Origin of the sequence: Shewanella sp. 10N.286.45.A1, assembly GCF_041470405.1 — a bacterium.
Taxonomy (GTDB): Bacteria; Pseudomonadota; Gammaproteobacteria; order Enterobacterales; family Shewanellaceae; genus Shewanella.
This window is the reverse complement of sequence record NZ_JBFRMK010000113.1, coordinates 1-18,431: the sequence shown is the minus strand read 5'-3', so window position 1 is coordinate 18,431 and position 18,431 is coordinate 1. Positions and strand designations below refer to the sequence as shown.

Annotated in this window: 17 protein-coding genes; 3 read left to right on the top strand and 14 right to left on the bottom strand. The window is 42.0% G+C overall.

Annotated elements, in window-relative coordinates; translation table 11 throughout:
- Window positions 1-299, top strand: a 299-nt coding sequence (locus tag AB4238_RS09610) for a transposase (protein WP_372033217.1), incomplete at its 5' end; no start/stop codon positions are given.
- A 434-nt stretch (window positions 300-733) separates the two neighbouring features.
- Here AB4238_RS09610 and AB4238_RS09605 read toward each other — a convergent pair.
- Both AB4238_RS09605 and AB4238_RS09600 read right to left on the bottom strand, forming a co-directional pair.
- Entirely contained in the window at window positions 734-3,679 is a 2,946-nt protein-coding gene (locus tag AB4238_RS09605) for a TonB-dependent receptor domain-containing protein (RefSeq protein ID WP_372033215.1), read from the bottom strand.
- Between the two features lie 739 nt (window positions 3,680-4,418).
- Window positions 4,419-5,183 carry a TSUP family transporter gene (locus AB4238_RS09600; RefSeq protein ID WP_372033213.1) on the bottom strand — a complete coding sequence of 255 codons (765 nt, stop codon included), beginning with the start codon at window positions 5,181-5,183 and terminating at the stop codon, window positions 4,419-4,421.
- A gap of 121 nt (window positions 5,184-5,304) precedes the next feature.
- Between AB4238_RS09600 and AB4238_RS09595 the strand changes: the two genes are divergently transcribed.
- Entirely contained in the window at window positions 5,305-6,192 is an 888-nt protein-coding gene (locus tag AB4238_RS09595; protein ID WP_372033211.1) for a LysR substrate-binding domain-containing protein, read from the top strand.
- Between the two features lie 82 nt (window positions 6,193-6,274).
- On the opposite strand, the gene AB4238_RS09590 is transcribed toward AB4238_RS09595, so the two are convergent.
- The 6 genes from AB4238_RS09590 to AB4238_RS09565 all read right to left on the bottom strand — a co-directional run bounded on the left by AB4238_RS09590 (window position 6,275) and on the right by AB4238_RS09565 (window position 11,901).
- Window positions 6,275-8,245: an NERD domain-containing protein kinase family protein gene (locus AB4238_RS09590; RefSeq protein ID WP_372033209.1), complete on the bottom strand. Its 1,971-nt coding sequence runs from the start codon at window positions 8,243-8,245 to the stop codon at window positions 6,275-6,277.
- Between the two features lie 121 nt (window positions 8,246-8,366).
- Entirely contained in the window at window positions 8,367-8,753 is a 387-nt protein-coding gene (locus AB4238_RS09585; protein WP_372033207.1) for a ribonuclease E inhibitor RraB, read from the bottom strand.
- An 18-nt stretch (window positions 8,754-8,771) separates the two neighbouring features.
- On the bottom strand, window positions 8,772-9,005 hold the full coding sequence (locus tag AB4238_RS09580; RefSeq protein ID WP_248973659.1) for an RNA-binding S4 domain-containing protein: 234 nt from the start codon (window positions 9,003-9,005) through the stop codon (window positions 8,772-8,774).
- A gap of 69 nt (window positions 9,006-9,074) precedes the next feature.
- The gene (locus AB4238_RS09575) at window positions 9,075-9,617 is read right to left on the bottom strand and encodes a GNAT family N-acetyltransferase (protein WP_372033205.1); all 543 of its coding nucleotides are present in this window, start codon (window positions 9,615-9,617) and stop codon (window positions 9,075-9,077) included.
- Window positions 9,618-9,650: 33 nt separating this feature from the next.
- The gene (locus AB4238_RS09570) at window positions 9,651-9,929 is read right to left on the bottom strand and encodes a peptidylprolyl isomerase (protein ID WP_220736770.1); all 279 of its coding nucleotides are present in this window, start codon (window positions 9,927-9,929) and stop codon (window positions 9,651-9,653) included.
- Window positions 9,930-10,077: 148 nt separating this feature from the next.
- A complete protein-coding gene (locus AB4238_RS09565) occupies window positions 10,078-11,901 on the bottom strand; it encodes a DUF885 family protein (protein ID WP_372033203.1) in 1,824 nt (607 codons plus the stop codon).
- A 75-nt stretch (window positions 11,902-11,976) separates the two neighbouring features.
- On the opposite strand from AB4238_RS09565, the gene AB4238_RS09560 reads away from it, so the two are divergent.
- The gene (locus AB4238_RS09560; RefSeq protein ID WP_372033201.1) at window positions 11,977-12,483 is read left to right on the top strand and encodes a GGDEF domain-containing protein; all 507 of its coding nucleotides are present in this window, start codon (window positions 11,977-11,979) and stop codon (window positions 12,481-12,483) included.
- Between the two features lie 109 nt (window positions 12,484-12,592).
- On the opposite strand, the gene AB4238_RS09555 is transcribed toward AB4238_RS09560, so the two are convergent.
- From AB4238_RS09555 to AB4238_RS09530, 6 genes are read right to left on the bottom strand one after another with little or no spacing between them, the layout of a single operon-like run.
- Window positions 12,593-13,840 (bottom strand): tetratricopeptide repeat protein, encoded by a 1,248-nt coding sequence (locus tag AB4238_RS09555; protein WP_372033199.1) that lies wholly within the window; start codon window positions 13,838-13,840, stop codon window positions 12,593-12,595.
- A gap of 2 nt (window positions 13,841-13,842) precedes the next feature.
- Complete coding sequence (locus tag AB4238_RS09550; protein WP_372033197.1) at window positions 13,843-14,463, bottom strand: energy transducer TonB; 621 nt, start codon at window positions 14,461-14,463, stop codon at window positions 13,843-13,845.
- Between the two features lies 1 nt (window position 14,464).
- Window positions 14,465-14,869 (bottom strand): biopolymer transporter ExbD, encoded by a 405-nt coding sequence (locus AB4238_RS09545; RefSeq protein ID WP_020913264.1) that lies wholly within the window; start codon window positions 14,867-14,869, stop codon window positions 14,465-14,467.
- A gap of 13 nt (window positions 14,870-14,882) precedes the next feature.
- Window positions 14,883-15,407, bottom strand: coding sequence for a MotA/TolQ/ExbB proton channel family protein (locus AB4238_RS09540; RefSeq protein WP_371990654.1), 525 nt, complete (start codon window positions 15,405-15,407; stop codon window positions 14,883-14,885).
- Window positions 15,407-16,762, bottom strand: coding sequence for a MotA/TolQ/ExbB proton channel family protein (locus AB4238_RS09535; RefSeq protein ID WP_372033195.1), 1,356 nt, complete (start codon window positions 16,760-16,762; stop codon window positions 15,407-15,409). The genes AB4238_RS09540 and AB4238_RS09535 overlap by 1 nt, the downstream gene beginning before the upstream one ends.
- Window positions 16,762-17,544 (bottom strand): DUF3450 domain-containing protein, encoded by a 783-nt coding sequence (locus AB4238_RS09530; protein WP_372033193.1) that lies wholly within the window; start codon window positions 17,542-17,544, stop codon window positions 16,762-16,764. Before AB4238_RS09530 ends, AB4238_RS09535 begins: the two co-directional genes overlap by 1 nt.
- Window positions 17,545-18,431 lie beyond the last annotated feature (887 nt).

Genomic DNA, 18,431 nt, shown 5'->3' with positions numbered 1-18,431 from the left:
TGGTTATCAATTCCTGGCGCAGGAAGTGGCACAACCTATCACATTACTTTAAATATCCAGAGCATATACGGAAGGTGATTTACACGACCAATGCGGTTGAGGCTGTCCACCGTCAATTTAGAAAACTGACTAAAACGAAGGGAGCGTTCCCTAACGAAAATAGCTTATTGAAGCTACTATATGCTGGCATATTGAATGCCTCAGAAAAATGGACAATGCCAATTCATAATTGGAGCCTTTGTTTATCTCAGTTAGCCATTTATTTTGAAGGGCGCTTAGACAGCGTCCTAGACATTTAAAAATTAGCCTGACACAGAATATTGAACGCCCTCCCTATTTTAAGACTAGACACTTCACTTTAGTTAAACTTTCACCTGTCATTATATACTCAATGCTCTCTCTACATTCCTCCTTAGGTTTTACTATATACCGTTTTCTTTGGGGACCGTATACCCTGTCCGCTGCTTTCGATTGAGTGAAGAGTATGCCTCTTTTTCATCTTTCCTAATTTGCTCAGTCGTTCTACATACTTTCGTTTTCCGATTTGATCCTGTTCTAGCAAGCATTTCGCAACGAATTCCTGAATCAACAAGCTGCCCCTCTTCATCCTGTGTTTTGAACATATCTTGCGAAGATTCACACGCTAAAAGTAAGATTGACAACAGGACTACAACGTATCTCATAATGAGTTCCTTGATAAAAGAAAAGGGCGCGCATGCGCCCTTTTATCATTTTAGAATCGAATTCCAGCACGTAAATAAATTGAACGACCAATAACATCGTAAGTTGAAACGTCAGTATTAGCACCAAAAGCGGAATAAACGAATGGTGGTTGTTCATCAAACAAATTATCAACACCTGCGGTTAGCACTAAGTGATCCGACACTATGTAGTTTGTTTGAAAGTCTACAACAATATTCGCATCAACATCACGCTCAAACGGTTCAGTCCACCAACCAGCCTCAGTTTCAGTCACACCGCTGATATAACGTGTTATCAAAGATGAGTCAAAATCAGAAATCGACCAATTAATAGTAAAGTTGGTCTTTAGTTCTGCAAACATGCCGTCATGATTAGCTTCAAAACGCCCAACGTGATCTACTACCCTATTACCGGCGAGTATCTTGTCATACTCCAATAAATACGTTCCGTCTAACCCAAACTTCCAATCACCGAAATCAGTTTCAAACGTATAACGAAAGTCATAGTCGATACCAGCCGTATTAATACCACCAACATTCACTGTAAAGTCATCGACAGATATTATTCCTCCTGGAGCAGCAGTTCCTGCACCGAAACGATTAATCGAATCACAATATAGACCAGAATTATAACAATCTTCTAAACGTGTATTGGTGCTAATAGTAGAAATAGCATTCTCTAATTCTATCTTCCAGTAGTCTACACTCATTGATAAGTTTTCAATTGACTCTGGGTTAAACACGAAACCAACAGTAAGAGTATTTGCAGTTTCTGGCGACAAATTCACAGGGTTAGACCAATTGTCTGAGCCACCTCCATTCGTTGGGATTTGCTCAACATTACCAGAGTTAAAACCTCCGTTAGGTACTCCTGTTGCCACACAGTTAGCCCAGTTAGGAGTTCCTCTTGCTGCTAAATATCGGGCATCCGCCGCAGCAACAGCCGCTAGTTCTTCAGCTGTTTTACCCGTTGTTGGCCCATATGTATCACGATCGCAACTGTCAGTTGCTTCAGGGTAGCCTCGCTCTGAACCACCATAAAGATCTGATGTAGTTGGTGCTCGGAACGCTTCAGACAACGTCGCACGTACCATTAATGACTCAACTGGCATCCACTTAATACCAAGTTTCCCACTTGTATTAGTACCAAATGTACTATAATCCGAATAACGTAGAGCGGCTTCAAAATCAAGCATGTGAGCGAATGGCGCTTCTGCAAGAATAGGCACAATCAATTCACCGAAGAACTCTTGAACATCATAACCACCTTTTGTCGCAGCGGCAGTACCTGCAGTCGTGATTCCTTGAAGAATAAGAGAATCAGGCGTATAAGAACCTGACTCCGTTCTCTTCTCCCAACCAGCAGCAAAACCAACAGTACCAGCAGGAACATCAAACAAGTCTCCAGAAATAACAGCTGACAGTACCTCTTGTTTGTTTTGGCCAGTTTCAGTGGTGTTGTAATCTCCAGAAATGTACTGCAACATCTCTGGTGAAACTTGGTTTTCAGAACCCGGTGTTCCAAATATGTTTAACGGAACACATCCGTCAATGACGGCAGCCTCTTCATTCAAACAAACTAGCTGAGATCCATTTGTATCAACAATTGCATCACCATTATTGTCTACAATTAAATTACCATTGGTATCTAACCATCCTGTTGGCCCAACAGCCTCTGCGACCCTATCAATGTTAAAGTAACCAGCTCCTTTCTCCACGGAGTCACTCTGTCCCCATACATAAGAAACTTCCCAATCCCAACCGTTTTCCAATATACCGTTAAAACCAACTGCGGTTCGAAATGTCTTATAGTCTCGTTCGTTTACTCTTCCACCAGTCTCAAGCATACGTCGACGCCAGTCATCAATAACGTAAGCGTTACCATTGGAATCTTTAGGACCCATTTTCTGATTATAATAATTACTTGCTGAATAAGGTGCAGGCAGCCCTGAGAAAATCAATGGAGCGAGAGGTTCTGGAGCCAAGAGCCTATTACCTGTAGTCTGAACATAACTAGCCTCTCCGAACGAGTTAACTTCACCTAAGAAGCCAAACTCTCCCAGTGTATAATTAGCAAATACCGATGCGTAGCGACGTTTACTCGGGGTTTGCAGATAGTTTACCGGGTTGTAATTATAAGAATCGATGCCACTATCATATGTTCTCCAGTCGCCATACTCTGGACCCCGAGTTACACGACCATCTGCAGTGTTCGCGTTAACCCAAGGCGGCGCTGAAGAGCCACCTTCTTGTGTTGTACCATCTTCATAAGCGCGAAGCTCATACTCGGAAAATGAACGGTCACCTTGAAATGCTTCGCCTTGGTCACTATATCCAAGTGCAAATACAACATTACCGCGGTCGCTTGCCGCACCAAAAGTCACATCAACTCCTTTTGTTGCAGCATCCCCTTTATCACTACTACTATAATTTAACTTAAGGTCGAAACCTTCAAAGTCATTCTTAGTAATGATATTTACTACACCAGCTATTGCATCAGAGCCATAAGTGGCTGAAGCACCATCTTTCAAAATTTCAACGCGCTTCACAATTGCAGTAGGGATAGTATTCAAGTCAACGGAGGAGTTAGCACCACTACCACCAGCAACGACTCGACGGCCGTTTATCAATACCAACGTGCGTTCAGAGCCGATGCCCCGTAAAGAGAATCGTGTGCTTGAATCTCCACCATTATTTGTTTGGGTATTGGTTGCAGCACCTGCAGATGAAGTCAAATTTTGCAGTAAGTCACCCACATTGTTAACGCTCATCTTTTCAATTGATGCAGCATCAATACTGGTGACAGGGTTAGCCCCCTCAATATCAGTTCTTTTAATTCTTGAACCTGTAACTTCTATACGCTCAACGCTATCCTCTTCAGCAGCAAATACAGCTGGTGCTGTGAATGCTGCAGTCAAAGCGCCACTGACTAACGCTAGACGTACCGAATTGGCAAGTAAGTTATTCTTATATATCATAAATCTCCCTAAATGTGTCTTATCTATCTTATCTATTTAAATAGACTAATTATTTGCACAGCTTAAAAGCTGGCTTTTTACATTTACGCAACATCGAGGATACAATATACACAATAAGAAGAGACATACAATGAGCTTAAATGCCATATAGGATTAATTTCTATAGTCAGTACTTTCTATTTGCCAAAATGGCTCCTAATTAACAAAAATGAAGTGTTAAAAATGACTAGAACAAAGACTTATATCTAATTTTATAAGGCGAACTGATGCAAATACAGAAGAGACAGCCCCCCCTCTGAAAACCCCAAACCATTGATTAATAGTTAAAATAAATTTTTTTTAAGACAATTTATATTCAATAGGTAACCTCTGTTCCCTTTCCAATAAGCAGCAGATTTTGATACGAAGGCTTGTGCAAACATAAGCATAGCGGATGGCTAAAACGTTGGGTCGTGATGAAATTAACATAACATTGCTTAATACATAGACTTAAATAAAAACGCTAAGCAGATATGTGAAAAGGCGGAAATAAATAGGTTAAAGCATTAATATAGTTGGAATAATTTTTACTTCACCTATATCAACACTCTAAACACTGCTTTATTTTAGGCGTGACTTCCATTAACAGAGTTAAAATTAAATTTCATACTTTTGACTTACGGACGTAGCACGTACTTGATTACCGATTGAGCTAATTTTATCTAAAAAGCGTTAAGCTAGATCGAACCTCTTCTCAAAGCTATCCGTATTGCGCAAGCAGTAGCTTTACACTCATGGCAATAGACATAATAACCACTAATGGCTTGATTATTTTGGTCCCTTTAGTGACCACTAAACGTGACCCTAATGTTGCTCCTATTGCTTGACCAACAAGCATGACTGCGCCAAGCATCCAGAAAACTTTACCGCCAATGGCAAAGAAAGTGAGTGATGCAATATTAGTGGAAAAGTTAAGTACCTTGGCGTGGGCCGTCGCTTTTGCTAAACCAAAACCAGCAAGTGACACAAATGCTAAAGCAAAAAAACTACCAGTGCCGGGGCCAAAAAAACCGTCATAAAAACCAACGCCTAACGCCGCTGTAAAGGCAAAAACTGCAGGCGTAAGTACTTGATGCTTGTCCTCTTCACTTATTTTCTTTGAGAATAGAAAGTAAGCACCTATCCCTAGAATAAGAAACGGCAACATCACCTCAAGAAACGCTGTATCTATCATCTGCACAGCAATAGTGCCAAGAGCTGCACCAACAAACGCGCAAGCGATGCTGAGCCTCATATCCGCTAGGCTAACAAGGCCTTTACGAACGAAATACATACTGGCAAAAAAACTTCCACCGCAGGCTTGTAACTTATTGGTGGCTAGAGCTGCTGTTGGCGGTAATCCCGCCCACATAAGAGCTGGAATAGTCAGCAAGCCACCGCCTCCAGCAATCGCGTCGATAAAACCGGCTAATATTGCCACAAAAAATAGTAGAGCAATTAACTCTAGAGTAAGTTCGATTGTCATGCAGATTACAGCTCAAGTCATTAAGTGCAGCTATTAAACGAGGTTTGCAGTAGAAACACAAAGGAGTTATCGTATATTTAGCGTGAGCAAAACTCACACAAGCATTAATAAGGTATGACGAATGTACGCACATCTTCCGCCACTTAACTCACTAAGAGCATTCGAATCTGCTGCGAGGCTCATGAGTTTTACGCTTGCTAGCAAGGAACTATTTGTTACCCATGGTGCTATTAGCAAACAAGTAAAAATATTAGAAGAGTATGTAGGCATGCCGCTTTTTATACGGCAACACCGCAGCCTAAGACTTACTGATGAAGGGGAAATGTACTTCGTCAGCGTTCAATCAGCGCTGCAAACAATAAATAGCGCTAGCGCTGATTTGATGATTCAGCCATTACAGGCACAAACACTGGCGATTAATGTGTTGCCAAGTTTAACCATAAGCTGGCTTATTCCTAGAATGGAGCAGTTTAAATCACGCTTTCCACACCTTTATGTTGATCTGTCGATTGGTGATTTTGAGGTTGATTTCGCCAGTGCGAAGTATGACATTGCGGTACGCAGCGCGACAAGTACACCGAAAGGTGCCAATGTAATGAAGTTAATGGATGAAGATCTATGTCTTGTTTGTTCTCCAGAAATGAGTCTGCAACTAACCTCTTTGGAAGCTATCAACCAAATGACACTGCTCAAACACACGACTCGGCCCGATCTTTGGCATGTCTGGGCTGAAGATGTTGGCATAAAACTCACCACTGAGAACAAGTTTGGTGTAGAGCACTTCTATATGCTGAGCCAAGCTGCAGCCAGTGGTATGGGAGTGGCGCTCATTCCGCGTTTCTTTATTGAACATGAACTCGCCAGTGGCAAACTAGTCATCCCGTTTGACGCTAAATTTACCAGCCCATACAGTTATTACTTATTGACGCCAAAATCGAGCAACCTATCATTAAAGGTACAATCATTTATTGATTGGTTACTGGAAATATTTCAACCTTATCGTAATTGATAAAGCGGGCTTTAATTAGGGACAGTTACCCCCGACCTACTTCAGCATAATCACTGAAGTAGTATGAGGACACTCTATAGCTCTAAAACTCCTCTACAACTAAATCGAACAACTCTAAATAGTTCATTCCAGGTTGAACACTTATTTCAAATCGCAACACCTTTTGGCACACATCATAGAGCGCCTCTCCGAACCATTCTCGGTCAAATGCATCAAGTGCTTGTATGATCCCTGCTTGCCCTAGATCGCCCTTTAGATTGCCTGGAGTTAATGCATCGATAAAGCTCGCCACCAGACCATAAAGATCTTTCTCTGCCGGTCCCTCAACATCCCAAAGTGTTGGATCGGCATATTGACTTGCGTAATGACTTGCGGCGATATCTAAACCGATTCCAAAATTGACCAATATTGCTTTATTTGGATTACAGATAATATTTTTAGGACAGATGGCACCGTGGTAGATATCCATTTGGTGCATATACTGCAAGCCAGTAATTAACTGGGTAAACCACATTATTGGTTGACCCAGCTCAATATCGGTTAGCTCATCGATAGAGACCCCATATTCCCAAGCTCTGGCAATGAACAACTCTTCACTTTGCGGCAACTGTCCAAAACTAAGCACTTTCTCTATATGAGGGTGATACACTTTTGCTAAGCTTCGGTAGATGTTACTCAACATAGGCCAAGTCGCTTCTACACTGCTGTATATTGACACACCACACTGATATTGGCCTTGCAGGTGTTTTGCGCGCCAAAACTGACTGGTGTTGGTGGCTGCGATAAACTGTTGTAGCTCAAAATGGTGATCAATGATTGCCCCTTTGGTAACATCAATCTTTTCTGGAACCGTGTCACAAACTCCTTGATCAATCAGCGCTGACAGATCACACCGCAACGCATCTAAATCAGTTGTTTCTCCCGCTACAGCCGCTCTGTACCACTGGTAAACTCGAGGCTGCTTTGTTTGCTCCGCCAGCGCTAGGAACCCTTGCGCGTAAGCTTTAATATCGCTACTAACACTCAATGTGTCCTTAATGTCGATAAACTCAACATCACCCATGTCAGTCACAAATACACAGTTACTTGTCCAGCCGCTAACCGTGAAACCGCGGCGATGGATCTGTTGTAATCCAGACACACTTCGGCGCAAGATCTCCAGTAGTTGATAAGTGGTCATCTGCTCAGACTCAAGTACGTTGAGCGGTACACCACGAGGCATACGAATAGGCAGCACTAATTGCTCACCATCTTGTATTAATGGCGCACAATACGGCACACCACTGCAGCCTGATAATGCTTGTAAACGTTGGAATTCGCTTCTTAACTGAGCCTCATGGGTTTCAGACTGGCTGCGTTCTGCAAACTGAGTCGGGATCAATACTTTCAACAACCAAGGCGCAGTCCATTCACCCGGGTTATATTCGGCTTGCCAAACTTCTAGACCACTTTGAATAAACAGACATTTTAGTTTGGTAAAATCTTGAATTTTGTTATTTCGCTGCTCAACAATTGCCACTTGGCCGATAGTTTCAAGTACCAACTCTTTTTGCGTATCGGTAACTTGGTGTTTTCTCGGTGCAGTCAGCCCCCACTCTTTAGTGAGCGCTGCAACTATCTGCTTTGGCGTGTAGATACTTAATGAGCCTTGATGCTTCTCAAGTTCAATCTCTTCGCCCTTTCGACCAGTAATAAATACCATACCTTGGCACCAAGGCGCATAAACACCGACAGGGATTTTATGCTTGACGTTACCCGCTAAAACGCGCGCGACATAGTTGGCTTTCGCTAAGCTATTATCGACTTCTCGTCCATCAAGAGACCATGCATGTAATCCTGCATCTAATCGGCCTATGTAACCTTTAACATCGACGACATATACGCCCCATTCACCAATAACGAGTGCATCGACTTCCATTGCTTGACCCGATTTAGTCGGGATCTCAACATTGGTCAATAAAATGTAGTCTTCAGGGAGCTCATCAGCCAACAGGGAGAATGCCCAACGTTCGGCATCATTAACCGGAGTTCCAAAACTAATCATTCTTGCCATTCTTATCTCCTTCAGTGGCAATTATATTATCTTCAACATTCTCAACGTCTGGACACAAAAAAGCCACTTATTTAAGTGGCCTTTTTTAAAACTAACATCTTGCGCTTAATTTATGCGCAATTTAGTGTTTGCAGTCATCGCTGCATTCGTGGTCATCTTCAGCGAACTCATCGTCGCCCTCTTGATCCTGCATAACGCCCCAGCCATCAGTGACACCACCAAACTCTTGTGCAAACTCATGCAGGCTAAGCTCTTGCTCTACTATTGTATCGTACTCAGGGATCATATTCAGACATACAATCAATTCCCACTTACCAGAGTCATCATTCAATAGAAGCTCGATCTCGCCTTCTAAGTCTGATTTACCTAACTCTTCAATCGCAGACTCTGCATCGCGTTGGTCTTCAAATACCAAGAAAAAATCAACATCAAGTGCAACCGATAGGTCGATACCTGCATCGGCCATCGCTGCAAGCATTTTGCCGTTGTCATCATCTGGAAACTGCATATAAACCTCGTTTGATTGTTAAGCTTCGGCAATAATCTGCACAGATTCACCGTTAAAGCTAACCACTTCACCAGCAATCACTTTTTTACGTTTTCGGGTTTCAACTTCACCGTTAACAGTCACCATACCTTCAGAAATAACATGCTTGGCTTCTCCGCCACCGCCTATCATTCCTTGTACTTTAAGTACTTTGTATAACTCAATGTATTCTTCGCCTGACTTTAATGTCAGCGTTGGAGTATCTGAACTCACTGTAATTCGCCTTTAAATAACTAAACTGACGGTATTATAACACTCTATTGGCATCCAACCTGAAAGCTTTTATTGAGATGATACTCTTTCTGCGACCAGCAACCCATATAAGCGTTCATCTAGCCATGTATCACCGACTTTCCAGTTTTGTCTCAGTAAGCCTTCCTGAATAAAACCACACTTATCAAGTACCTTTGTGGACGCTATATTATGCTTTGCACAATGAGCAATCAATTTATGCGGCTTATGCGCTAGGCATACCCAATCAACCAATGCGTTGAGCGCTTCACTAGCATAACCTTGACCATGGGCCTCAGTATGCAACATATAACCGACCTCTAGCTGCCCTAAAGCCTCGCTGACATTATGCAAGCTAATAAAGCCCACAAATAAATGTTGATGAACATCTTCAATCAGCAATAATAACGTGTCGTCTTCTTCCAAATTATTTGGTGTAATAATACGCTCGAACTTTTGTCGTATTACCGGCTCTGATTGAGGTTTACGCACATACTTATTCAACTCTTCACTTGAATGAGTATAGAGAAAGTTATCCCAATCACTGCTGACAACACTCCTTAATCTAAGTCTATCGGTGTACAGTTCGAGCATATATTGTCCTACTTAACCACAAACAAATGCTTATTAGCCTCTGCTTGTTACTTCTAACAAATGGTAACCAAACTGAGTCTTAACAGGGCCTTGAACTTCGTTCAGAGGCGCGCTAAACACAACTTCGTCAAACTCTTTAACCATCATGCCTGGGCCAAATGAGCCTAGATCGCCGCCCTGAGCTGAAGACGGGCAAGATGAGTTAGCTTTCGCTACATCGCCAAAATCGGCGCCAGCAATAATCTGTTGCTTTAGCTCTTCACATTTTTCTTCTGTTTCAACGAGTAAGTGTCTTGCAGTTGCTTGTACCATGGGTAAACTCCAAATGTTTGTTAAATCTGTCGGGCTATACTTATGTATATTTGACGATTATTAGAAAATAAAAACCCAGCTAGTATATTGATAAAAGCTGGGTTTAAAAAGTATTTATATTACCTGCAGCTCAAGCTGCATAAATTAACTACTTTTGCGATGCAATCCATTCATTCACTTTCAGTTCCATCACTTCCATCGGCAATGAACCTGAAGTCAGTATTTGGTCATGAAATGCCTTCAGATCAAACTTATCACCTAAGGCTTCTTCTGCCTGTGCTCGAAGAGAGAGGATCTTAAGCTGACCAACCTTATAAGATAACGCTTGACCGGGAATGGCCATGTAACGTTCTACTTCGGCAACAATGTCAGACTCAGCCATAGGTGAGTTATCCATCATATACTGAATCGCTTGCTCACGCGTCCAGCCCTTAGCATGTAAACCAGTATCAACAACGAGTCGCATCGCACGGAGCATCTCATCTGATAACTTACCAAAGTACTGATATGGGTCTTCAAAAAGGCCCATTTCAATACCAAGATACTCAGCGTAGAGTGCCCAACCCTCTTCAAAAGCGGTATAACCACCAAAACGCTGAAACTCAGGTACGCCAGTTAGCTCTTGCTTAATTGCTATCTGGAAATGATGTCCTGGCGCGGCTTCGTGTAATGACAGAGTTGTCATACCCCACTTTGGTTGCGCTTTTAGGTTATAGGTATTGATATAGAAAACACCAGGACGCGACCCATCAACAGCTGGTGATTCATAAGATGCCCCAGCAGCTGATTTCTCTCTGAAACTTTCTACAGGTTTGACTACATAATCGGCCTTTGGCATGACGTTAAAGTATTTAGGTAACTCAACATTGATCTTATCTTTTAACGCCATATAGCCATCTATAAGCCCCTGACGATCGTCAAAGAAATACTGTGGCTCAGAAGAAAGGGATGCGAAGAAAGCGGTCAAATCGCCTTTAAAACCAACCTGCTGACGAACTTTATCCATCTCAGATAGTATTCTTGCTACCTCTTCAAGGCCTATTTTATGGATCTCATCAACAGGCATTGTGGTTGTAGTATGAGTATTCGCTAAATGTTGATACCAAACTTTACCATTTGGTAAGCCCCACCATCCATCACTTGCGCGTGCAGATTTGAGATACGTATTCTGAAAATAATCTCTCAATGCCGTCATTTCTGGGATCAGCTTGTCAGCAACAAGCGCTGTATATTCGGCCGTTAGCGCTGCTTTATCTTCAGCAGAAAAGGAGTTTGGCATCATGTTGATAGGTGTATAAAACAAACTATCTTCTGGTTTAGAAACTAACTGAGCAGTCAGCTGCGGGATAATGCGATCAACTAGCACTCGCGGTAACACAACTTTGCTCTCAATCCCTTCATTCATACGTACTTGTGCTTGCTTCATCCACTCGATAAAACCAAGCAGACGCTTTTCCCAATTCCGATAGTCTTCTACCGTTTTAAATGGTTGCGCGCTTTCGCCGCTCCCCAACTGAACCATACTGATCACAGTGCTGTAAAACTGGTTCATCGGCATAAAGTGATTCGGGAATGTCTCATCTGTTAGAGCGACATTTCGGTTATAACTAAACATGTCATAGCTTAACCTAAGATCTGCAGATAATTGACTGCGATCTAGCTTTTTTACTTCTGCCAAGTAGCGTTTATTTAGATTATGACGCTTAGTGAGGTATGCATCTGACAAACCATCACCGAACTGGTCATTGAAATCATTAACGCCAACAAAAGTTGCATAGATTGGTTCAAGTTCTAGCTGTTCTTTGAAAAATTTATCGACTAATAATAGATATGCCTGTTCAACTGTACGTTCTTGGCTAACGACAGGAGTTTTACCTGTATCTACTTCATTTAATTGGCTGTTTGATTTATCACCACAACCTGTCATAGCAAGTGCCATGCTTATGGACAATGCGACTATCGCCTTTTTCATTCCAAATCTTCCTTTTATTCAATGTAAGTGAGCGATCTTTTCTATACTTAACCATCAGTCGTATAGGAGTGACTCATGATTTACTCTTTTAGTAATTCTGGTTTTAGAGATCCTGAAACTGGCGTGTATAACCAAACCTATTTCATGGAAGTATTCAATCGTGAATGGCATCGCCATATACGCGATCACCAAAGTCTGGCCTTATTGTATCTATGCCCGCACATTCATGAAACTATTTCCCAACCTCAATTGTTAGAATTATTTATGAAGCAGGTTCAGCAAGCGTTAATGCGTACCACAGATCTACTCGCTAGGATAAATAACCAATCATTTGCACTAGGTATTTTTGAAACAGATATTCATGGGGCCAAGGTTGTTATCGAACGAGTTGAGCACAAAATAGCAGATTTCAATAAGTGCTATCAGGACCAAGCACACACCGAAATATCCTATGAGCTAAATGGTTGCATCTGTCTGCCTTCAGCCAATAAATACCCAGAAACGCTCTTTGAAACAGTCGAACAGCAAAATCTTAGCATGCGTGATAATCAATCTAGATCTTGTCAAATCATTAAACTGTGAGCTCTATACTCGGGCTCAAAAAGTACGTTTAAGCGAAATATTCACCAATTTTCATTTTTGCAGGTATAAAAAAAGCCTCTATAAAGAGGCTTTTTTTCACTCGTTAAAGTTAAAGCGTTACGTTATGAACACGTGCTTTTTCTTTAATGTAAGAGATATAACTTTTAGCTGCACGACCTGTTTTCTTGTCGTTTGCCGCAAGCTTGGCATACTTGTATGCGCTCTTATACTGCTTCAAGTTAAGGTAAGCAAGTGCGAGTTCAAACTGAACTTCACCTGGGCTCTTAACGCCAGCATCAAGTGCTTTCTTAAGTGCTGTAATTGCAGGTTTGCTTTTACCGTCCAGAGACAAAATGCGTCCTTGGCGAAGGTAAAGCTTACCATCATTATCTATCGCAGCAGCTTTACCATAAGCAGCAGCAGCTTCTTTCAGCTCCTTCGCGTTATGGTAAAAACCAGCCAAGATGGTGAGCGTTTTCTCATCTTCTTTAACTAAACCTGACTTCATATGCTTAGCGTAGATTTGAGAAGCACGGTATGGCGAACCATTCTGTGCTAACAACTGGGTTAAACGTTGAATGTTACCCGCAGTTTCCAAAAATCCATTCTTGTAAGCTAAGTCATAAGTCGCTAACGACTTAGTAAAATCTTCGGTCATCAGATAGAACTGAGCAAGCTGAACCCAAAGGCGCTTATCGTCTTGGAACAATGGCACCATTATTTCAAGCACGTTAACCGCTGCTTTATAGTCCTTTTTGTTGAAATAAGCAGTCAACTTCATCTGGTATAAACCTTTATCAGGTTTTTCAGAAATAGCTATACCTTTATCTGCAACTTTCAGAACGTCATCCCACTGCTTTTGCTCAGAATATGCAATACCGATACGACGATAGACTTGTGCGTCTTCCTTACAAGTAAACTCCATCCAGCTGTAATAAGCTGGAATAGATTCTTTAAACTTCTTCTCTTGAATCAAGAGATCAGCATAAAGCCTCAGAGTTCCTGCATGGTCAACACCACCTAAAATATCGGCATCAACAGCTGTTTTTAGATACTTAACAGCGGTTTTCATCTGACCTTTTTCAGCGTAAAAGTTACCAAGCATTCTTGCTACATAGGCTTTATCAAAATCATTTTTAGCGTTTGCTTCTAGCAGAATAGCAAGTGCTTCATCAAGATTACCTTCTGTATAAGCATCAAAAGACTTTTGAACTTTTTTAGCTACACTTTGACCTACAGCTTTAGATTTACGCTTTTCTATCGGGCATTTCTCTGCTGCTGATACAGCAGGCACGATAGCAAGGCTTCCGCCTAAGCTAAGCAATAAGGCGGCTGCGATAGTATTTACTTTACGCATAACTATCTTCCTCCTTTATCTAAAGTGAAATCAAGTTGAACAGTCTGACCTGGTACCTTTTGCGCTTTACCATCAATAATTCTAGGCTTGTATTTCCACTTTTTCAGTGCTCTACGAGCTTCTTTATCAAAGAGGCGCTTAGGTTGAGCTTTAATGACTTTTACGTCTTCAACACCACCAAGTTCGTTAATAGTAAAGCTTAGCTGTACCCAGCCTTCTTTACCATCACGTGCTGCTGCTATTGGATACTGAGGTTCGATTCGTACGATAGGCGTAGCATCGCCATCTCGTGTCATCATATTACCCAGTTTAAATCCAGTGTTAGCTCCACCGGCGTCCACTCCACCCATGTTAAATGACATATTTGTATCTATGTCAGATGAACTATCTGGTGGCGTAGTATCCGGCTTTGGCGGCTGCTCTGGGGGCGTAGGCGGTTTAGGCTTAACCCTTGGCTTTTTCTGCGCTGATGCATCATCTTTGTTCATGGTGATTTCAATGACAGGTGTTTCTGTCGAGGAATCGTGGCGGGTTGGACCGCCACCTACCAAAAATGCCATGAAGACAAACAAAGCAAAAGTCACAGCACCACCAACAATGAATGATACTATTCCTCTCAGCATATTATTCGTTCCCCGCCGATACAGATATCTTATCGATACCCGCAGCTTTAACGTTATCCAGAACCTTAACCACTAAACCATGTTTAGCTTCTTGGTCTGCTTGAATTAATACTGCAGCCTCAGGTGCTTCTGCAAGCATACGTTCTACGTTTGCAGTTACACGCTCGATATCAACTTGACGGTTTTCCATCATGATGACACCAGTCTTGCTCACACCAATAAAGATGTTAGCTGAAGGCTTCTTAGTCGCTTGTGATGCTTCAGGCTTGTTATAGTCAAGGCCTGATGGCTTTACAAACGAGGTTGTTACAATAAAGAAGATCAGCATGATAAACACGATGTCGAGCATCGGTGTCATATCAATCTCAGCTTCTTCGTCTACGCTTGAATGCTTTCTACGTGCCATGTTCAATCTCTCTCTAGTGGTGAGGCATGCTGTCTTTTAGCTTTGCTAAACTGATTTTCATTTTTGCATCAAGGCGAGTACTAAAGAATACTCCCGATAATGCTGCAACCATTCCCGCCATTGTCGGCATGGTTGCCATTGAAATACCAGCTGCCATCATACGAGCATTACTCGTCCCATGAACTGCCATCACATCGAATACTGAAATCATACCGGTTACGGTACCAAGTAGACCTATCATAGGACAGATTGCTACTAGCGTTTTGATTAACAGCATACGTGCGGTTAAATCTTGCTTCGCTTGGGATACCCAAGCTTCACGGATGCGGTGAGCATACCAAGAGGTTGAATCCTCTCGTGCTTCCCATGCGCTAATGATTGCTTTGTGCTCTTTTGGTGATACCCAATTTAGATACCAGTAGCGTTCAAGCATCAATACCCACATGACAAACAATACAGCCGCAACCAGCCAGAGGACGTCGCCCCCGGAGGCCATGAAGCCCCTGACGGAATCCCAGATATCCATCAGGAATAACATTAGGCTTTCCTCTTCTCAGCGTGAGTAGCAACAATGCCCGCACTTTGCTCTTCTAGAACTTGTACGATTGACTTGCTACGTGCGATAACTACTGCATGCATAAGCATAAGTGGTAGAGCAGCAACTAGACCTTGTACAGTTGTCATAAGTGCCATAGAGATACCACCAGCCATTAGCTTAGGATCACCTGTACCGAACAACTGAATGCTTTGGAAGGTTGCAATCATACCGGTTACAGTACCTAGTAGACCCATCATAGGAGCGATAGCCGCAAGTACCTTAATGATAGAGATACGAGTTTCAAGCGCTGGCGTTTCTTTTAGAATTGCTTCGTCAAGTTTCAGCTCTAGCGTCTCAACATCAACGTCTTTGTTGTCTTGATAAGCTTGTAGTACGCGCCCTAGTGGGTTCTTACCTGGATTATCTAGATTCTTACGTTGAGCTTTAACCTTAGCACCAGTCAATCCAAGAGTGATTAGACGCTCGATAGAGATTAGAGCACCAAGAATAAGTAGACCGATAATGATGTAACCAATTGGTCCACCTGCTTCGATACGCTCTTCAATTGTTGCTTTCTGGGTAAAGATATTCAGTAGAACACCTTTTACTGGGTCAATGTAAAGCTTAGCAGTGCCTGAAGTTGTTGCTTCAAACTTAGCGACAGGGCTTACTTGGTAACCGTCTGGTTGCTGTGATAGCTGCTGAACTAGGCCTAGGTCAGCGTTGTAAACAACGTACTTACCATCAGCAAGTAGGTTGAAAGGACCAACACGAGTAATTGTTGTGTTAGTCACACTACCGTCGATGCCCGTTACAGAACCATCAAACTTAACAACTTTTCCAGATTCAGCCATTTCAAACAGCTGCTCTTCCCAGAAACGCTCTAGTTCGTCTATTTTAGGTAGTTGCTTACGAGCACCAAGGTCAGCAATAAATACGTCACGACCAGGGTACTGTGCAGAAATGTTTGAACCCGCTAGTTTACCAGCGAAGTCACCGGCGTCACCTTTAACAACACCGAACATTTCACCCAAGTCACCTTGAGCTGTTTTCAAGTCTTCCTCTAACTGGCCAATTTTACGTTCATTGTCCAAGAAAGCTTGGTTTAAGTCTTTACCGCGTTGACGCTCTGCAGCTAAAGCATTTTTTTCACGCTTTAACAGTGCAGCTTTATCACCACGCTCATTTTTGAACTCTTGCTCACGCTTTGCGTTAGTCTTAGATGCATTCGCACGGTCAACTTTAACTTGATTAAGTAGTTGATCGATTGTTTTTGGTGCATCAGCAGCGCTAGCAAACCCTGCAGTTAATGTCAGGCTCGCAGCAACGATTGCTGTAGTAATTAACTTCTTCATTATTGTGCAGCCTCCGCAGCAGGAATTGGTAACGAGAATAGATCCGGAGCACCCTGTTTACGTGCAATTCGGATACCTTTAGTCAGTTCACGCAGATAGCTATCATCTAATGCGTCCCAACCTTTTGTTTCATCGTTATACATCCAAGCTGACTTACCGTCTAAGCTTTGTGCATATAGAGCGACACGGCCTAGGTTGAAGAAGTCAACAAGCACTTCTTTACCATCAAGCTCTAGCTGACCCGTTTTAACTGCTACGAAACTACCGTACTCACGCTCAATTGAGTATGCATCTAGAATAAGACGATACTTTTCAGCAAGTGTAACTTCAGCGCTATTAAGAAGGTTCTTAAGGTTTTGAACACGCTCTACACGTGTTTCAGTGTTAAATGGTAGATCAAGAGCGACAAACTGCTCTAAGGCATCAACCATCTTAAACATCAATGGCACAACGCCTTGACGTAATGCATCAACACCGTTGATGTCATCTTGAATAGATTTCATGGTAGCTTCTTGGTCTGCAACCAAGCCTGCTACGTAATCGTTATAAGATTTTAGTGACTCACGCTCGTCAGCAACTGAACCGTACTCGAACAACATGTCCTGAGCTTGGTCAAAATACTTATCAACTTTCTTCTGAGACGTTGCCGCTTCAGCGTGAATTTTACTGTCTGCTTTCTGAACATCAGAAAGAGGATCGGCAATCACTAAGTTACTGCCTGCTAAGGCTAGTGCGCCTATTAGCGCTGTAGCGATTTTTGTTTTATTGCTTACCTTGGACATAGTTCCCAACCAATTTGAAGTGATTAAAAAAGCTTTAACTTATCGACAACAGGGTGCGTAGGCTTATTTTGCTTTAGTTCCCAGTGCCTAAGCTCGTCTTTCTATTGTGATTGTTAATTATTATCTTCCCTTTTCTACACCTTCGAGGGTGTAGACCCGCTGGCATCATTTCACAAAATGTTGACCTGTGTCAACATTTGGAATCAGCTAAAACTGTTGAAAAGCGGGCTTACAGTGCGTAAAACAAACAAACGAGGTGTTTTGAGAATAATGTTCTTAAAGAAATTCAGACAACAAGTTAAGCTATTCGCACTTATTAAGCATAAGCATTTGTAAATAATAGATATAAGTTGAAACACAGCATCTACACTCACAACATCAAACCCACAAAAACAAACGCAATAATTTCGCAACAATTTCGCAACAATCACAATTATATTGTTTGATTTACTTAAACCCTATAAAGCTATCGCCGAATTATCCGCCAAAAACCAAAGTAGCCCTCAATTTTTATACCATTCTCATTCCAATGAAAGTTATCTCAATCAGTTATTAATCAGAAATTTAAAAAAATTGATCTCAATAGTGGCATTTGAGTGTCATTACACATCAAAGGTTCGCGGTTCCAAACATAAAACTGTACACAAATAATCTAAACCCCTCCATCAATTAGCTCTCTGGTGACTTTAAGAGTTCCCAATAAAAACAATCCCAATATTGCTGTTAGTATTGAGCTAATGTGTGCAAAACATGCTTGCAAGATAGAGTTATTTTAGTCAGTAAAAGGCTGAATATGAGCCATAAATTCAAGACGCTGTAGGCAAGCAGCAAATTTTGAACTAACCGCTATTCTCGATTTTGGCATCTGACTTCGCTCTACCTCCTAA

Excerpts from the sequence above, each read along its gene's own strand:
- AB4238_RS09560 (WP_372033201.1), top strand. The coding sequence starts at position 11,977 with ATGATTTACTCTTTTAGTAATTCTGGTTTTAGAGATCCTGAAACTGGC.
- AB4238_RS09590 (WP_372033209.1), bottom strand. The coding sequence starts at position 8,245 with ATGGCAAGAATGATTAGTTTTGGAACTCCGGTTAATGATGCCGAACGT.
- AB4238_RS09555 (WP_372033199.1), bottom strand. The coding sequence starts at position 13,840 with ATGCGTAAAGTAAATACTATCGCAGCCGCCTTATTGCTTAGCTTAGGC.
- AB4238_RS09600 (WP_372033213.1), bottom strand. The coding sequence starts at position 5,183 with ATGACAATCGAACTTACTCTAGAGTTAATTGCTCTACTATTTTTTGTG.
- AB4238_RS09540 (WP_371990654.1), bottom strand. The coding sequence starts at position 15,407 with ATGTTATTCCTGATGGATATCTGGGATTCCGTCAGGGGCTTCATGGCC.
- AB4238_RS09535 (WP_372033195.1), bottom strand. The coding sequence starts at position 16,762 with ATGAAGAAGTTAATTACTACAGCAATCGTTGCTGCGAGCCTGACATTA.
- AB4238_RS09570 (WP_220736770.1), bottom strand. The coding sequence starts at position 9,929 with ATGGTACAAGCAACTGCAAGACACTTACTCGTTGAAACAGAAGAAAAA.
- AB4238_RS09545 (WP_020913264.1), bottom strand. The coding sequence starts at position 14,869 with ATGGCACGTAGAAAGCATTCAAGCGTAGACGAAGAAGCTGAGATTGAT.
- AB4238_RS09595 (WP_372033211.1), top strand. The coding sequence starts at position 5,305 with ATGTACGCACATCTTCCGCCACTTAACTCACTAAGAGCATTCGAATCT.
- AB4238_RS09565 (WP_372033203.1), bottom strand. The coding sequence starts at position 11,901 with ATGAAAAAGGCGATAGTCGCATTGTCCATAAGCATGGCACTTGCTATG.
- AB4238_RS09550 (WP_372033197.1), bottom strand. The coding sequence starts at position 14,463 with ATGCTGAGAGGAATAGTATCATTCATTGTTGGTGGTGCTGTGACTTTT.
- AB4238_RS09585 (WP_372033207.1), bottom strand. The coding sequence starts at position 8,753 with ATGCAGTTTCCAGATGATGACAACGGCAAAATGCTTGCAGCGATGGCC.
- AB4238_RS09605 (WP_372033215.1), bottom strand. The coding sequence starts at position 3,679 with ATGATATATAAGAATAACTTACTTGCCAATTCGGTACGTCTAGCGTTA.
- AB4238_RS09575 (WP_372033205.1), bottom strand. The coding sequence starts at position 9,617 with ATGCTCGAACTGTACACCGATAGACTTAGATTAAGGAGTGTTGTCAGC.
- AB4238_RS09530 (WP_372033193.1), bottom strand. The coding sequence starts at position 17,544 with ATGTCCAAGGTAAGCAATAAAACAAAAATCGCTACAGCGCTAATAGGC.